The following is a 15924-nucleotide window of genomic DNA, read 5'->3' on the forward strand; positions in this document are numbered from 1 at the left end:
TTCAGGATACAACAGCTCCGGTATTCAATACGGAAGGACTACCACAAGATGTAACCGTTCAGTGTGATAATGTTCCGGCTCCGGTTGTACTAACAGCTTCTGATAACTGTGACCAAAATGTACAGGTGATTTACACCGAAACCTTCGCCGGTCAAAACGATAACTGTAGCGCTAATTATGTAATTACCAGAAACTGGTCGGTTACCGATTGTGCGGGCAACAACACCCAACACACACAAATCGTAACCGTTCAGGATACAACAGCTCCGGTATTCAATACGGAAGGACTACCACAAGATGTAACCGTTCAGTGTGATAATGTTCCGGCTCCGGTTGTACTAACAGCTTCTGATAACTGTGACCAAAATGTACAGGTAGTTTACACCGAAACCTTCGCCGGTCAGGATGATAACTGTAGCGCCAACTATGTAATCACCAGAAACTGGTCGGTGACCGATTGTGCGGGCAACAACACCCAACACACACAAATCGTAACCGTTCAGGATACAACAGCTCCGGTATTCAATACGGAAGGACTTCCACAAGACGTAACCGTTCAGTGTGATAATGTTCCGGCTCCGGTTGTACTAACAGCTTCTGATAACTGTGACCAAAGTGTTCGTGTGATTTACACCGAAACCTTCGCCGGTCAGGATGATGACTGTAGCGCCAACTATGTAATTACCAGAAACTGGTCGGTTACCGATTGTGCGGGCAACAACACCCAACACACTCAAATCGTGACCGTTCAGGATACAACAGCTCCGGTATTCAATACGGAAGGACTTCCACAGGATATCACAGTACAATGTGATAACGTTCCGGCTCCGGCTGTGATTACCGCTACCGATAATTGCGACAACAATGTACAGGTAACTTATTCAGAACAAAAAATCAGCAATGAAGAAGGTTGTGCTGCAAATTACAGATTGATCAGAACCTGGTCCGTAACCGATTGTGCCGGCAATAATACAACTCATGTTCAGACTATTAATGTTCAGGATACCACTCCTCCATTCCCTTCTGTTGAACTACCGGAAAGTATCAGCTTAAACTGTAGTCAGGAATTACCTGAAATTACATTCAGTGACAATTGTACTACAAATGTAACTGTTGTATATACACAGGCAACAACTCAGCAAAATGAATACGGATATGTTGTTGTGAGACATTGGGTTGTTACCGATGAATGTGGTAACAGAGCTGAATACAATCAGACCGTTAATGTTACAATCGAAACTCCATTCTCATTTGTTAATGGATCGGTTTGTAACGGAGACGCACCAGTTGATTTGTATAGTTTCTTACCGCAAGGAACAGAAACAACCGGGGTTTGGACTGATGTTAGTGGCACAGGCGGGTTAAACGGAAGTATTTTAAACCCAGCAGGCATCCAACCGGGGTTCTATGTATACAGATACACAATTGCTGATTACCCTTGTCCGAGAATCATAGAAGTTTACATGACAATTGACGATGATTGTGTTGTATTACCTTGTACAGTTAGCGATATGAAAATATCTAAAGTTGTTACTCCCGGTGAAGATGGATACAATGATTTCTTTAGAATTCTTGGACTTGAAACTTGTGGATTCACTTATAATGTCAAAATATTCAACCGTTGGGGAGCACTTATCTACGAAAACCCTAACTATCAAAACGACTGGAGTGGAAAAGCTGATCAGGCAATTTCAGGTAGTAATTTACCGGCAGGTACTTACTACTACATCGTAAACATTGTTAACAGCGGATTCGACATAATAAATGGATATTTTTATTTAGGAACCAAAAACTAATCACCATATGAAACGTATAATATTAACTTTAGTAATAGGTGTAGTAGCGTTCTGTGCGAATGCGCAACAAACACCACAGTTTACACAGTATATGTTCAATACGATTTCTGTGAATCCAGGATATGCAGGAAGCCGTGAAGCATTAACAATAGTGGGGTTACACAGAAGTCAATGGGTTGGTATGGATGGAGGTCCCACAACACAGACCTTTTCAATTCATTCACCGTTAAGGAATGAGAATATTGGAGTGGGATTTTCCTTCATCAATGATAAATTAGGATATGAGAATTTTAATTATCTATATGCTGATTTTTCATACACTATCAATCTTTCTCAACAAACTAAATTGGCATTCGGGGTTAAAGGAGGCTTCAGCTATTACAGCATTGACGAAGCTTTATTCAACGATCCCGATGTGTATAATGACCCTTATTTTCAGGAAAAGTTAAACAGATGGACTCCCAATATAGGTGCAGGTATATACATGCACCAGCCGAGATGGTACGTTGGGGTTTCTTCACCAAAACTTATTGAAAATGATTATAATAAATTAGGCAATTATGTATCATTTGAGCAAATGCACTTTTATACCATTGCAGGATATGTTTTTGATTTGAATGACAGTGGCAGTGTTAAAATGCGTCCAACAGGTTTAGTAAAACTAACCAAAGGTGCACCGGCTTCTTATGACGCAACATTGTCCTTTTTATTCAATGACAAATTATGGGTAGGTGGTTCTTACCGCTTTGAAGATTCTGCAGGAGCATTGGTCAGTTTTCAGTTATCAAAACAGCTGACTATAGGTTATGCATATGATTATCCGATTTCCGACTTAAAACCATATACTTCGGGATCACATGAAATCATGTTGATGTTTGACTTCAAATTTGATAAGTCTAAGTACAAATCACCGCGTTATTTCTAACCTAAATGACTGAATTATGAAAAAACTTATTCAAATATTCGTAGCAATTCTACTTTTTGGATTCATTCCTTCGGCTTCAGCTCAATTTGGGAAGCAGAAAAAAGCGGATGCACTCTATAACAGTTTCTCGTATGTGAAAGCCATAGATGTTTACAAAGAAATACTGGCTAATAATTATAATGCCGAATATGCAAAAAGACGATTAGCCGATTGTTATTCGATGCTGCGTGATCCTCAAAATGCATCCGTCTATTATGCAGATGCGGTAAAACAACCCAACATTGATCCGGAATATTATCTGAATTACGCCTTGGCACTTCGAGCGCTTAAAAAATATGATGAATCCGAAGTTTGGTTAAACAAATACAAAGAAACCGGAGTTGTTGATTCCAGAATCCAGAAAATAGTTCAGGATAAAAACTTTATCACCAATATTTATGGCCTTAAACAGCAGTATTTTTCAAAACCGGTCTCTTTCAATTCTGAATTGAGTGATTTTGGAGCTATTGAAAAAGACGGTATAATCACATTTGCATCCAGCAGAGACAGAGGTGTGGGAATTAAAAGAACCTATTCCTGGAACCAACAACCTTTTCTCGATTTATACGATACCAAAAGAGAAGGAGACAAATATACTGATGCCAAAAAAGTAAAAGGTGATGTAAATACCCGTTTCCATGAAGGGCAGATTTCGGTTTCGAAAGACGGAAAAACAATGTTTTTCACACGGAATAATTATAATGACGGAAAAAAAGCCAAGGATGCAAGCGGTACCAATAACCTCAAAATTTATAAAGCAACTTTAGATAATGATGGTAAATGGACAAACATCAAAGAGCTACCTTTTAATTCCAATAATTATTCTGTTGGACATCCCAGCTTGACAGCTGATGGAAGTACTTTATATTTTGCTTCTGATATGCCTGGCGGAAAAGGGAAATCTGATTTATACAAAGTAAGTGTTAACGGTGATACTTTCGGTACACCTGTTAATTTAGGTGACAAGATCAACACCGAAGGCAATGAACTATTTCCCTTTGTACACAATGATGGTAATTTGTTCTTTTCATCTGACGGATTACAGGGCTTGGGGCAATTAGACATCTTCACCACCGTAATGGACAAAGAAGGTAATATTCAGGAAATCATCAATCTGGGGGTACCCGTAAATTCAAATATGGATGACTTTTCTTTCTTCCTGAATGACACTGGAGAAACCGGATTCATAGCTTCAAACCGTGAAGGCGGTATTGGTGATGATGACATTTACGGCTTTGACAGAGTACCTCTGTTCTCAATTATCGGAACTGTGACCGATGCCGTGAACAAAAAACCCATCAAAGAGGCCAAAATTGTCATCAAGGACAAAGACGGAAATCAAATAGCTGATTTACTGACAGATGATGAAGGAAAATACAGCATTAACGTTGATAGGGAAACGACCTACACAGTTGAAGCCTCACATCCGAAATACCAGCCGGAACCTTCAAAAATTGCCGACACAAGAAATTCAAAAGGCAAGACATTTGTTCAGGTTGATTTTGAACTGGATCCTGTTCAGGATGTTGATGTACTTGCCGGTTTAAATATTGAAAATATCTATTTTGATTTTGACAAGTACAATATCCGTCCGGATGCTCAGATTGAATTGAATAAAGTAGCTGATTTAATGCTGATTACATATCCGCAAATGGCCATTGAAATTGGTTCACATACTGACAGCCGTGGAAGTTTCAAGTACAATGAAGCATTAGGTATACGCAGGGCAAACTCCACTTACAATTATTTACTCTCAAGAGGAGTTGAACCTAAACGGATTAAAAAACATGAAGGTTTTGGAGAATACAATCTGGTTAATGATTGTAAAGACGGGGCCGACTGTTCAGAAGAAGCACACCAATTAAATAGAAGATCTGTCTTCACAGTTTTAAGAATGCAATAAATACTCTCATACGCGTTGCATTTGGAAACCTTTCAACGATATACCTAGTTGGAAGGTTTCTTTATTGTATAACGGCTCGATACTTCTAAGATTGTCTCGTACAATACATTAGGCTCAAAAGGCTTTATCATCACACCATTCATTCCTGAGGCTTCTATTTCATCATTAATTTCCTGCTTGTCAAAAGCCGTCAGGGCAATAACAGGAACTTCAAATCCTTTTTCACGGATAAGTTTAGTTGTTTCAAATCCGTTTAATTGTGGCATGTTGATATCCATCAAAATTACATCAAATACGGTATGCTGTATTCTTTCAATCGCTTCAAAGCCGTTCTCTACAATCTGGGTTTCAAAGCCGAATTTACCCAAAATCCTTTCCGTAACAATCTGGTTGATTTTATTGTCTTCCACCAGAAGGACTTTCAGTTCGGTAGTTTTACCATTCAGGCAAAGTTCGATAGAATTCTCAGCATCAGCCATAGTTTCGGTATAGTTAAAATCAAGAGAGAATGAAATCGTAGTACCTTTATTCTCTTCGCTGTCCAAATGGATTTCGCCCCCAAAAAGTTCCACTAATTTTTTTACAATCGGGAGTCCGAGGCCGGTTCCCTGATAATCGTCTTCCCTGCGTTCAATTTGCACGAACTCATCAAAGATCTTTTCATGGTCTTCTTTAGAGATACCGATACCGTTATCGGCTACTTCAAAATACAATTTACAGGTATCCTTTCCTCTTTCCGATGTTTTTACCAAGACATCAATCTTTCCTTTTTCTGTGAATTTGAGGGAATTACTGATGAGGTTCATGAAGATTTGCGACAATCGGATCTTATCACTGAAAATATATTTCGGAACATATTCATCAATATGGATATGGATTTCATTTTGGTTTTTCAGGGCTAAGATCTGTAGGCTGTTTTTAATCGATTCAAGTTCGTACCGTAAATCAAAAGGAGTTGTCTCCAGTATGATTTTCTTTTCGGCGATTTTGTTCATCTGTAAGATGTCGTTTACTAAAGAGAGTAGGTATTTAGCCGAGAACTGAAGCGAACTCAGGTACTTGCTTTTATTCAGTTCCGGATATTCTTCCGAGATGATATCCGTAATACCGATAACGCCATACAAAGGCGTGCGCAATTCATGGGTGATGGTCGAAACGAACTGCGATTTGAGTTGGTTCACTTCTTCTGCTTTATTTTTAGCCAATTCCAGTTCCTGATTGGCCAACTCCAATTCTCTGTAGTTTTTCTTCCGCAGTTTATTGTTTACAAACAGGTTGTACATGAACGCCAGCAGAATGGTCATACTGATCAGGCATAAAAAAACAATAATCCAGGTTTGTCTTAAACTATTTTCCCGTTGAAGCTTCTCCCCTTCTATAAAATCAATCTGCCTTTTGTATTCGTCAATTTCGAGTTTATTTTCATAATCCCTCACCTTTTCGGTACGTTCGGCATTGTAAATTTCCTCATTCAGTTTATTGTTGAGGTCAAGGTAATGATAAGCTTGCTCGTAGTTTTTATTCTTTAGGTAATGCAAGGAGAAATCGCTGTACACTTCCGCCAGATACGAATCCAGCAAGTCGGTCTTTTCATGTTCCCCGAAAGAAATAGCTTTTTGAAAGCTGGCTTCAGCTTCGTTATTTTTGCCCATTGCGCTCAAATAAGATCCTAACTGGGAATAGTAGGTTATTCTCGCTTCCAGTTCATCATGTTTATCCAAATGTTTTTCTGCCTTTTGCAAAAAGGGCAAACCTTCTTTATACATCCCTTCCCCGAAATAAGCACCTGAAATATTCAGGGAATTATAGGTGATTTGTATGGGATTCTTGGTTTTTTCGGTGTAAACCAATCCTTTTTTATAATATTCAATCCCTTTTTTGAAATCATGGTTATAATACGAATAAAGGGCACCGAGGTTGTTATACACCCAGTCCTTTACGGTATCGTTATCGGTGAGGTTTGCATAATGGAGCGATTTTTTATAATAGTTCTCCGCTTTTTTAGTATCCAGGAATTCGAGGAAGTTGGACCCAATCACATTATACGATTTGGCGATCAGTAAATTATCATTAATGGTATAGGAATCTTTTAAAGCTTCTTCAGCGATGCGGAGTGATTTTTCGCAGTCCAGTTCTGAGAGTGCATTTCTGGCATTGGTGATTTTGGTAAGAACCTGCTTTTTTGTGGGTGTAGTTTCCTGTGCATAAGTAATACCTAAGGTAAGCCAAGACAATACAATAAAGAATTGGAAAGTTTTAATCATAGATTGTCTAAATTACTTTTTACTTAGAGGATTTATTTGTGAACAGCAAATAATACATTTGTTAAATGTACTAATTTCCAAACAAATACAAATAAAAAACTCCGCATTTTGCGGAGTTTAAGTAAATTATCGTACTAATTTTTTGTATTTTAATTTGGTTGGAGCGGTATCTCCCAGACGTTTTTTACGGTTTTCTTCATACTCTGAGAAACCACCTTCGAAGAAATACACCTGTGAATCCCCTTCAAAAGCAAGGATGTGAGTACAGATACGGTCTAAGAACCAACGGTCGTGCGAGATAACCACGGCACAGCCTGCAAAGTTCTCCAAACCTTCTTCAAGAGCACGAAGTGTATTGATGTCCAAATCATTCGTTGGCTCATCCAGTAATAATACGTTTCCTTCTTCTCTTAGCGTCATTGCTAAGTGTAAGCGGTTACGCTCTCCACCTGAAAGCGTGCTTACTTTCTTGTTCTGGTCACTGCCACCGAAGTTGAAACGGGATAAATACGCTCTTGAATTCACCTGACGGCCACCCATCATGATCAATTCCTGACCGTCACAGAAGTTCTCCCAGATGGATTTTTCAGGATCGATGTTAGAGTGCGACTGGTCAACGTAAGCAATTTTCACGGTTTCCCCGGTACTGAACTCACCACTGTCCGGTTGTAATTCATCCATGATCATTTTGAAGATAGTGGTTTTACCGGCACCGTTCGGACCGATAATCCCTACGATACCTGCCTGTGGCAACGTAAACTCAAGATTATCGTATAGTAATTTATCTCCGAATGCTTTCGCCACATTGTGTGCATTGATTACATTCGTTCCCAGACGTGGTCCGTTAGGGATATAGATTTCTAATTTCTCGTCTAATTCTTTTTGGTCTTCGTTTAATAAACGGTCATAGTTTTGAAGACGTGCTTTCTGTTTTGTCTGACGTCCTTTGGCACCCTGGCGTACCCAATCCAACTCACGTTCTAAAGTCTTGCGTCGTTTTGAAGCCACTTTTTCCTCCTGCTCCATACGTTTAGACTTCTGGTCTAACCAAGACGAGTAGTTCCCTTTCCATGGAATACCTTCACCTCTGTCTAACTCTAAAATCCAACCGGCAACATTATCAAGGAAATAACGGTCGTGCGTTACGGCGATGATCGTTCCTTTGTACTGTTGTAAGTGTTGCTCTAACCAGTGTACCGACTCGGCATCCAAGTGGTTGGTAGGCTCATCCAGCAACAATACATCCGGTTCCTGTAATAAAAGGCGGCATAAAGCCACACGGCGGCGTTCCCCTCCCGACAATACCTTAATAGGCGTGTCGGCATCCGGACAACGTAAGGCATCCATTGCGATTTCCAGTTTGGTATCCAGTTCCCATGCACCGCAAGCATCGATTTTATCCTGTAATTCAGCCTGACGGTCCATAAGTTTCTGCATTTTATCTGCATCTTCGTATACTTCCGGAAGACCGAACTGGTCATTGATTTTATTGAATTCTTCCAATAAAGCCACCGCTTCGGCAGCCCCTTCACGAACTACTTCGATAACCGTTTTATTATCGTCCAGTAAAGGTTCCTGCTCTAAATAACCAACCGTATAACCCGGTGCGAAAACCACATCCCCCTGGTAGTTTTTATCAACTCCGGCAATGATTTTCAATAATGAAGATTTACCCGAACCGTTAAGACCCAGGATACCGATTTTGGCACCATAGAAGAAACTCAGGTAAATGTCTTTTAGAACTTGTTTGTTTGTTGATGAATAAGTCTTGCTTACCCTCGACATGGAAAAGATTACTTTCTTATCGTCAGACATAGTGTTTATGTTTATTTAATATTCAAATTTATTTAAACGGTTACAAATATAGGTATTTGTGAGTGATTAGTGAAGAGTGATTAGTAATTAGTGAAGAGCGACTTGTAATTAGTACTGAGTAATTAGTAACTAGTGATTAGCTTTTAGTTCTTAGCTCATAATCCTTAGTCCTTAGTACCCGCTAAATAGTACTTAGCTTTTACAGAAGTAAGCAAGATCTGCTATTAATGAATTATAAATTAGAAATAAAGGATATTTATTTCAGACATTAATGATATACGCTATAAACACGCTATAAACACGCTATAAACACGCTATAAACACGCTATAAACACGCTATAAACACGCTATAAACACGCTATAAATACGCCACATATCTAACTTTAGATAAGAATAGACAGTATTCTGTAAAGAAGTAAACTTTACTCCTGCTCTTTTATAGCAAATACTTTATTAAAGTGAACTTTCGAAATTGTTTAAAGCTGTTATAAATTCCTCCATATCCAGTTCCCATCTCTTAGAGTTAATTTTAGAAAAATTCAAACTGATATGTGTATAATTGCCATTATACCAAACATTACAATCCGAGATATCGCTTATATTACGGTTATAAAGACCTAATTCATTGTATATCGAAAAATACAAATCTATCTTTTGAGCTACATCCTTTTTATAAATTTGCCAATGAATGCATTCGTCATTATCATTTGGTTCATTAATTGGAAACTCCATAGCTTCTCCGGAATCAGGATCTAAAAATTGATATCTGCTCCTGTTTCTTTTCAAATTATCGCATAATTGGTTTAATCTTTCTAAAGACATTTTAAAATAAGAATTTACTATTTTATCATATTTCTGTACCGAAATTAGTCTGGTGTTTATTTTTAAAACAACGCTGGTGTGCAAATATAGTGTTTTAGCAAGCACTCCTTAATCCATAGCTATTGCTTTTAGTTATACGTTATATCTTCCTTCCACTTCCATTTTAGTCTATAGTATTTAAGAACAAAAATCATCATTAGTTCTTTTGTATCCGAACAACCTATATAAACAATAGCATCTCATTTTTTGAATACTTTCAAAATTCAGGCAAGGTATTTGCATATGATTTTACTTACAAATATGAATTGAAATAAAACAGAAGGATTATGGCAAAACAAAAAGGCATCATTAAACTCAGCGGTACACTGGAAGGCGTTAACTTTTACATCTTGAACGGGAAACCTGTGGTACGGAAAGCCGGTGGTGGTTTTAACGGAGAAACAATAAAAACTAAAGACAATATGGTAAGGGTCAGGGAAAACAGCAGTGAATTCGGGCATTGTTCCAAAGTAAAAAAACAGCTACGATTGGCATTACTACCCTTTTTGACCTTGCATCACGATACCGGTTTACACGGAAGGATGGTGCGGATGCTTCAGGAGCTCAAAAACCACGATCAAATTTCAGAGCGGGGAAAACGGACTATAGGCAACGGACTGCAAACAGAGGCCGGACGAAAACTGTTTACTGATTTCAATTTTACCGAATCATGGAATATTCGGAATACCTTGAATTGTGATATTAATTACAACCCTTCGGATTACACCCTTACCTTAAGCCGTTTCGATATTTCCAAGGTTAAATTTCCGGCATCGGCCACTCATTTAGAACTAAAATTTGGCTTATTATCTTTTGATTTCGACAACCTTAAATATACAATGATTGAAAGTGAGTTATTACAATTAAACAAAAGTAATACTTTAACTAACTTTATATTAACTCCTAAGGAACAATCCAATGCGACAAACCAATCATTTGTGTTTTGCGGTGTCCGGTTTCACCAGGAAATTAGTGGTGAATTATATCCTTTAAAAGGAGATGATGCGATAACCGTGAGCTGTTTGGGAGTATATCCTTAAAATCCGTCTTTGGCTTACCATTAATAAAACAATCAGGAAGCGGAAGAAATAGTTTACATGTGGCGCAACCTTTTGAAAAAATGAAGACTATTGGGTATACTGTAAAAATACCTAACTATGAAAAAACTATTTTTTTTAATGGCAGGATTACTGGCCTTATCCTGTTCCGATGAAGATTCAGCCATCTCCGATTTCAATTTTAACACCAAACTGTATACCATTACGATTAAAAATGAAAGAGGAAATAACTCATCTGAAGTCGGCAAAATGAATTTTAGCAAAGGAAAGCTACGGAACATCCAATATCCAGATAAAGCGCATGACGATTATTATTACAGCAACGGTTTAGTTTCTGAATTATACAGTTATGCTTCTGACAACAGATTACTCAAAAAAACAATCTATACTTATGACAGTAAAGGACGTATTATTGAAATCAGCAAAACGTATTTTTTTATAAATCAGACACAAAACAACACAAAATACTTTTTCACTTATACAGGCAACAAGATATTGATCCGTACAGGCACTCCGGGATCAAGTGTTTTAGTGGAAATCACAGCTGATGCCGACAACAACATTATCAGCGAGAAATTTCTGGACGTAAACGGAAACTCACACGAATGTACCTTTACTTATACTAACGGCAACCTAACTTCCTTTACTGACAATAGTTTAAATGACACCCCTGTAACAAGAAAATACACGTATACCCCATTAAAAAACAATTCCAATTACAACCAATACCTCTTCGGCAAAGAATGGAAAATGAATTATTGTCTGGACAATTGGGTAACAGGAAATGGTTTTTCCGGTAAAATGGAAGCTGTCTCGAAGAATTTACCGTCAGGCTTCACACAGGATACTAATGGCGAAAGAGATTATGAAACATCAATAAATTACCTTTTTAATGAAAAGAACCAACTTTCAAAAGAAATGCGGAATACAACTTATGCCGATTATTCCCAGGCACGAAAAGATCTAAATTATGAATACCGATAAGGCAGTTTGCTAATCCATACTATTCAAAAACACATTACTACGTTAGTTAGTTTGTCAGGAAATAATGAAGAAAAGAATGAAAGAAAGAAAAGAATCCATACAAACAAAAAAAGGAACCCAACGGGTTCCTTTTTTATACAAAGTATTACTTATTATACTCTTCCTTTTAATGAGCTGAAAACCCATGCATTTGCCAGAAATCCTACACCTACAGCACTAAATCCCCATCCGGCAACATCTGCATATCTGTAAACACCCAAGCCGATTAACAACAGTCCCATTACGACCATGATTAAAGTAGCCCAGCCTAATACAGTATTTTTATTCATTCCTACACTCATAGTAAATTAAATTGATTGGTTAATTATTGGTAGGCAAATATCGGTATTTATATTGTTTCAGGAAAATTTTTATGATTTACCGAATGATTTTCACGTTTTGACGGTAATTTGTTATTTGCCGCGTCCGGATAGTTTCCAACCTAAATAAGCCATCGGGATATACGCCACCAATACATCAAGAGCACTGAACCAGATGGGCGCCGGTAAAATACAAACCATATAGATACCACCCATCAAGAAGAAACCTCCCACTATCATGGCCAGTATGAAGTTTTTTGAAGCACCGAATCTAGCCGCCATAAAAGCACCAACCAGAACCCCTATGGCATGCGCCAGAAAAGGACCTACAAAGTGCTTGGGTTTAAACAAATGCATTCCTGTTTTCATGCTTTCAATATCTTTAGGATTTACGCCTTGGGGTAATTTAATCGCAGTTTGCATATTGTCAATGATATACATATTCAATATGGCTCCAACGGCAAGCCCCAGTACAACCGCTAAAATGTTTCTTACAATTTTCATAGCCTATATCTTTGGTTAGTTAAAAATCTTCACCAGCATTTCTTTTAATAAATCCGATTGCGGCAGATTATTGGCCCCAACCCCTTTACTTTTCAAATCAATATCCTTTAAAGTTGCCACAATCCCACTCACCTTCTTCATGGGGAAGTTGCGGGCAGCCAATTCATAATCTTTTACGAAATATGGGTTGACTTTCAGGGCTGAAGCCACATTCTTAGGATTTTTATCTTTCAATCCGTGGTATTGCAGCAATTGAGAAAAGAAACTGAATACCAGTCCGACCGTTAATACAATAGGATTATCCTTTGGATTTTGGGCGAAATGATCTGCGATTTGGTACGCCTTCAATTGGTTGCGTTCCCCGATAGCCTTGCGCAATTCAAACGGATTAAAGTCCTTACTGAAACCGATATTCTCTTCAATAATTGCCGGCGTAATGGTATCGCCCGGCTTTAAGATAATGGCCAACTTGTCAATTTCATTAGCAATACGGCTTAAATCGGTACCTAAAAAATCCACAAACATGGCGGCTGCCTTCGGTTCTATAGCCAGTTTTTTTCCTGACAATACACGTTTCAGCCAGTCCCCTACCTGATTTTCGTAAAGCTTCTTACTTTCAAATACAACCCCTCTTTTCTCCAGGACTTTAGTTACCTTTTTACGTTTATCCAGTGTTTTATACTTATAACATAAGATCAGAACCGTTGTTTCCTGAGGGTTTTCGGCATAGGATTCCAGTTTATCAATTGTTCTCGACAACTCCTGTGCTTCCTTAACGATTACCACCTGACGGTCAGCCATCATCGGATAACGTTTGGCATTACCCACAATATCATCAATGGTAACATCACGTCCGTACAAAACCGTCTGATTGAAATCGCGTTCATGTTCCTGCAATAAGTTTTGTTCAAAATATTCAGAAAGTTTATCGATATAATAAGGTTCTTCCCCCATTAGAAAGTAAATGGGTTTGATATTTCCGGCCTGTATGTCTTTGATGATTTTTAAAACTTCGTCCAAAATACGTTGATTTGGTTATTTGGTTATTTGATGATAGCTTTGCTGAATGCAGCAGCTTAACTTTCCAGCTTACAGCTTCCGGTTCAAAAATAGTGAAAATAAAGTCTCTATTTTTGATGAAATCAGGAAAAAATTTGTGGTTCTTACACCCGAAGAATGGGTCCGCCAACATGTGGTACGGTATCTTCTCGAAGAAAAGAAATATTCCAAATCCTACATTAATGTAGAGAAAATGATCAGCATCAACGGTCTTACCAAAAGATATGACATTGTTGTATTCAATCCGGACGGAAGTATTTTTGTTTTGATTGAATGCAAGGCCCCGGAAGTCAATATTACCCAAAATGTATTTGATCAGATTGCCCGTTACAATATGGTACTAAATGCTAATTATTTAATGGTAACCAATGGTCTGAATCATTATTTTTGTCAAATGGATTTTGAAAAAGAACAATATAATTTCCTGAGGGATTTACCCGAATTTAACCGATAAAAATGATACAAAAACTTTCTATTTTCCCCTTACTTTTCCTTTTGATTTCGTGTGGAAAAGAAAACAATAACAAAACCACTGCTGATAAAACAGATTCCATTGCGGTCAGTGAAGAAGTGAAACCGGATGCAGCTGATAATCAATCCGGCGTCACTGAAAGAGCCTTAAAAGAAATTATTTTCAAGACAGACTCTGTGAAGAAGCATCTGAACCGGAAGAATGCTTTGGCACTTTATTTAAAATTTAGGGAAGACACCGGAGAATTAATAGGTAAAATTGACAAAGACAACACCTATATATTGGATAATTTCTACACCCATGTATCTGAAAAAACACAAAAACTAAACCTTCCCGATTCATTGAAAACAAAATTCAGGGATATTAAGAAAGCCAATATTGAATTTTGGGAAATTGGAGAAGGATATATTGAAATCAGGCCTAAAGCTGATTATTACCAAAAGATTTTTGATAACAAACTATCGGCAGATTACAATGAATTTGTAAAGCTTGAAGCTTTTGAAAACAAAGACTTAATTGGTGCCGATGCCGGTTTAACCATTTCATTTGAGGAACTATCCGTTTTGGTTTTAAACTGGGAAAACTTTCTACTGAAATACCCCAACAGTAAATTATATGCAGAAGTAAAAGAGAATTATAAAAATTTACTGAACATCTATCTTTTTGGTCTGGACAACACACCAACCTATGAAAACAATGGCGATAACGTATTGGAATTATACAATGAGAATAAGAAAGAATTTGAACGTTTTACTTCCAAAAATCCTGAATCAGTAGCTTCGAAAATAGTTTTGTCTTTACTGGAAGAATTTAAAAATAAGTCAACTTATGATGATTTACATAAAAAAAGGGATCAGGAATTTTTAAAGTACCCAATAACCAAATAATGAAAAAAACTGCTGTAGTCATATTAAACTGGAACGGAGTGAAACTGCTCGAGCAATTTCTTCCGTCTGTTGTACAATATTCCCCGGAAGCAACCATATATGTAGCCGACAATGCTTCAACCGATACTTCAATTGAATTTGTGAAAGAACATTATCCTTCTGTCAAAATCATTCAAAACAAAGGAAATTACGGATTTGCAAGAGGATACAATGAAGCTTTGGTTTCGGTTGAAGAAGATATTTATGTTTTGGTTAATTCGGACATTGAAGTCACTGAAAATTGGTTGGTTCCAGCCCTTGATTTATTTGAAAAAGAACCTTACACTGCCATTATCCAGCCTAAAATCCTGGATTATAAAAACAAAGCATATTTTGAATATGCCGGTGCCGGTGGTGGTTTTATAGACAAATATGCCTATCCGTATTGCCGCGGGCGTATTTTTGAAACCATAGAAAAAGACAGGGGCCAGTACAATGACACCCGGGAAATATTCTGGGCATCAGGTGCCTGTTTTTTTATCCGGAAAAATGTGTACAGGGAATTAAAAGGGTTTGATGCTGATTTCTTTGCCCATCAGGAAGAAATTGATTTATGCTGGCGTGCCTTCAATAGTGGCTATACCGTAAAATACTGCGGAGAATCGACGGTTTACCATGTGGGCGGTGCAACATTGCAAACCGGAAACCCGCAAAAAACCTACTTAAATTTCAGGAATTCCTTATGGATGATGCTGAAAAACCTACCCAAAGGGAAACTATTCCCGGTTATGTTCGCCAGACTTATTCTTGATGGTATAGCCGGTGTACGTTTCATGACACAGGGCAGGTTTAAACATGTATGGGCAATAGTAAGAGCCCATTTTAACGTATATTTTACTATCTTTAAGTTCTTAAAAAAGAGAGGCTTACAGCAGGACGAAAATTATTACAAAATAAACTCCATCGTTTACCGTTATTTTGCTAAGAATGGCAAGCTATTTGCGGAATAAAAATAAAAA

The 15924-nt window shown here is 37.7% G+C and carries 14 protein-coding genes; 8 read left to right on the plus strand and 6 right to left on the minus strand.

Annotated features, from left to right (window positions below):
- The 3 genes from NAT51_RS06875 to NAT51_RS06885 all read left to right on the plus strand — a co-directional run.
- A partial coding sequence (locus tag NAT51_RS06875; RefSeq protein ID WP_250596945.1) for a gliding motility-associated C-terminal domain-containing protein occupies nt 1-1796 on the plus strand: 1796 nt, incomplete at its 5' end.
- A 7-nt stretch (nt 1797-1803) separates the two neighbouring features.
- Nucleotides 1804-2721, plus strand: coding sequence for a PorP/SprF family type IX secretion system membrane protein (locus NAT51_RS06880; RefSeq protein WP_250596947.1), 918 nt, complete (start codon nt 1804-1806; stop codon nt 2719-2721).
- Between the two features lie 16 nt (nt 2722-2737).
- On the plus strand, nt 2738-4663 hold the full coding sequence (locus NAT51_RS06885; RefSeq protein WP_250596949.1) for an OmpA family protein: 1926 nt from the start codon (nt 2738-2740) through the stop codon (nt 4661-4663).
- A gap of 44 nt (nt 4664-4707) precedes the next feature.
- On the opposite strand, the gene NAT51_RS06890 is transcribed toward NAT51_RS06885, so the two are convergent.
- The 3 genes from NAT51_RS06890 to NAT51_RS06900 form a co-directional block, all read right to left on the minus strand.
- Nucleotides 4708-6927 (minus strand): ATP-binding protein, encoded by a 2220-nt coding sequence (locus tag NAT51_RS06890; protein WP_250596951.1) that lies wholly within the window; start codon nt 6925-6927, stop codon nt 4708-4710.
- A gap of 126 nt (nt 6928-7053) precedes the next feature.
- Nucleotides 7054-8742 carry an energy-dependent translational throttle protein EttA gene (gene ettA / locus NAT51_RS06895; protein WP_250596953.1) on the minus strand — a complete coding sequence of 563 codons (1689 nt, stop codon included), beginning with the start codon at nt 8740-8742 and terminating at the stop codon, nt 7054-7056.
- 453 nt (nt 8743-9195) lie between these two features.
- Nucleotides 9196-9564 (minus strand): hypothetical protein, encoded by a 369-nt coding sequence (locus NAT51_RS06900; protein WP_250596955.1) that lies wholly within the window; start codon nt 9562-9564, stop codon nt 9196-9198.
- A 326-nt stretch (nt 9565-9890) separates the two neighbouring features.
- Between NAT51_RS06900 and NAT51_RS06905 the strand changes: the two genes are divergently transcribed.
- Complete coding sequence (locus NAT51_RS06905; RefSeq protein WP_250596957.1) at nt 9891-10643, plus strand: hypothetical protein; 753 nt, start codon at nt 9891-9893, stop codon at nt 10641-10643.
- A 117-nt stretch (nt 10644-10760) separates the two neighbouring features.
- Nucleotides 10761-11645: a hypothetical protein gene (locus tag NAT51_RS06910; protein ID WP_250596965.1), complete on the plus strand. Its 885-nt coding sequence runs from the start codon at nt 10761-10763 to the stop codon at nt 11643-11645.
- 152 nt (nt 11646-11797) lie between these two features.
- Here NAT51_RS06910 and NAT51_RS06915 read toward each other — a convergent pair whose 3' ends face one another.
- The 3 genes from NAT51_RS06915 to holA all read right to left on the minus strand — a co-directional run bounded on the left by NAT51_RS06915 (nt 11798) and on the right by holA (nt 13528).
- The gene (locus tag NAT51_RS06915; RefSeq protein ID WP_250596967.1) at nt 11798-11974 is read right to left on the minus strand and encodes a CAL67264 family membrane protein; all 177 of its coding nucleotides are present in this window, start codon (nt 11972-11974) and stop codon (nt 11798-11800) included.
- Nucleotides 11975-12097: 123 nt separating this feature from the next.
- Nucleotides 12098-12508 carry a hypothetical protein gene (locus tag NAT51_RS06920; protein WP_250596975.1) on the minus strand — a complete coding sequence of 137 codons (411 nt, stop codon included), beginning with the start codon at nt 12506-12508 and terminating at the stop codon, nt 12098-12100.
- 15 nt (nt 12509-12523) lie between these two features.
- Nucleotides 12524-13528, minus strand: a complete 1005-nt coding sequence (holA, locus tag NAT51_RS06925; RefSeq protein WP_250596984.1) for a DNA polymerase III subunit delta — start codon at nt 13526-13528, stop codon at nt 12524-12526.
- A gap of 46 nt (nt 13529-13574) precedes the next feature.
- Here holA and NAT51_RS06930 point away from each other — a divergent pair, with 46 nt between their 5' ends.
- The 3 genes from NAT51_RS06930 to NAT51_RS06940 are packed head-to-tail and all read left to right on the plus strand — an operon-like array spanning nt 13575 to nt 15915.
- Nucleotides 13575-14021 carry a type I restriction enzyme HsdR N-terminal domain-containing protein gene (locus NAT51_RS06930; protein ID WP_250596986.1) on the plus strand — a complete coding sequence of 149 codons (447 nt, stop codon included), beginning with the start codon at nt 13575-13577 and terminating at the stop codon, nt 14019-14021.
- 2 nt (nt 14022-14023) lie between these two features.
- Nucleotides 14024-14926: a hypothetical protein gene (locus NAT51_RS06935; RefSeq protein ID WP_250596988.1), complete on the plus strand. Its 903-nt coding sequence runs from the start codon at nt 14024-14026 to the stop codon at nt 14924-14926.
- The gene (locus NAT51_RS06940) at nt 14926-15915 is read left to right on the plus strand and encodes a glycosyltransferase family 2 protein (protein WP_250596991.1); all 990 of its coding nucleotides are present in this window, start codon (nt 14926-14928) and stop codon (nt 15913-15915) included. The genes NAT51_RS06935 and NAT51_RS06940 overlap by 1 nt, the downstream gene beginning before the upstream one ends.
- The last annotated feature ends 9 nt before the right edge of the window (nt 15916-15924 follow it).

The sequence above is a fragment of the Flavobacterium amniphilum genome, from assembly GCF_023634845.1.
GTDB lineage: Bacteria > Bacteroidota > Bacteroidia > Flavobacteriales > Flavobacteriaceae > Flavobacterium > Flavobacterium amniphilum.

What these genes read in the sequence shown, in the direction of transcription:
- NAT51_RS06880 (WP_250596947.1), top strand. Translation starts at nt 1,804, where the DNA reads ATGAAACGTATAATATTAACTTTAGTAATAGGTGTAGTAGCGTTCTGT.
- NAT51_RS06885 (WP_250596949.1), top strand. Translation starts at nt 2,738, where the DNA reads ATGAAAAAACTTATTCAAATATTCGTAGCAATTCTACTTTTTGGATTC.
- NAT51_RS06890 (WP_250596951.1), bottom strand. Translation starts at nt 6,927, where the DNA reads ATGATTAAAACTTTCCAATTCTTTATTGTATTGTCTTGGCTTACCTTA.
- ettA (WP_250596953.1), bottom strand. Translation starts at nt 8,742, where the DNA reads ATGTCTGACGATAAGAAAGTAATCTTTTCCATGTCGAGGGTAAGCAAG.
- NAT51_RS06900 (WP_250596955.1), bottom strand. Translation starts at nt 9,564, where the DNA reads ATGTCTTTAGAAAGATTAAACCAATTATGCGATAATTTGAAAAGAAAC.
- NAT51_RS06905 (WP_250596957.1), top strand. Translation starts at nt 9,891, where the DNA reads ATGGCAAAACAAAAAGGCATCATTAAACTCAGCGGTACACTGGAAGGC.
- NAT51_RS06910 (WP_250596965.1), top strand. Translation starts at nt 10,761, where the DNA reads ATGAAAAAACTATTTTTTTTAATGGCAGGATTACTGGCCTTATCCTGT.
- NAT51_RS06915 (WP_250596967.1), bottom strand. Translation starts at nt 11,974, where the DNA reads ATGAATAAAAATACTGTATTAGGCTGGGCTACTTTAATCATGGTCGTA.
- NAT51_RS06920 (WP_250596975.1), bottom strand. Translation starts at nt 12,508, where the DNA reads ATGAAAATTGTAAGAAACATTTTAGCGGTTGTACTGGGGCTTGCCGTT.
- NAT51_RS06930 (WP_250596986.1), top strand. Translation starts at nt 13,575, where the DNA reads ATGCAGCAGCTTAACTTTCCAGCTTACAGCTTCCGGTTCAAAAATAGT.
- NAT51_RS06935 (WP_250596988.1), top strand. Translation starts at nt 14,024, where the DNA reads ATGATACAAAAACTTTCTATTTTCCCCTTACTTTTCCTTTTGATTTCG.
- NAT51_RS06940 (WP_250596991.1), top strand. Translation starts at nt 14,926, where the DNA reads ATGAAAAAAACTGCTGTAGTCATATTAAACTGGAACGGAGTGAAACTG.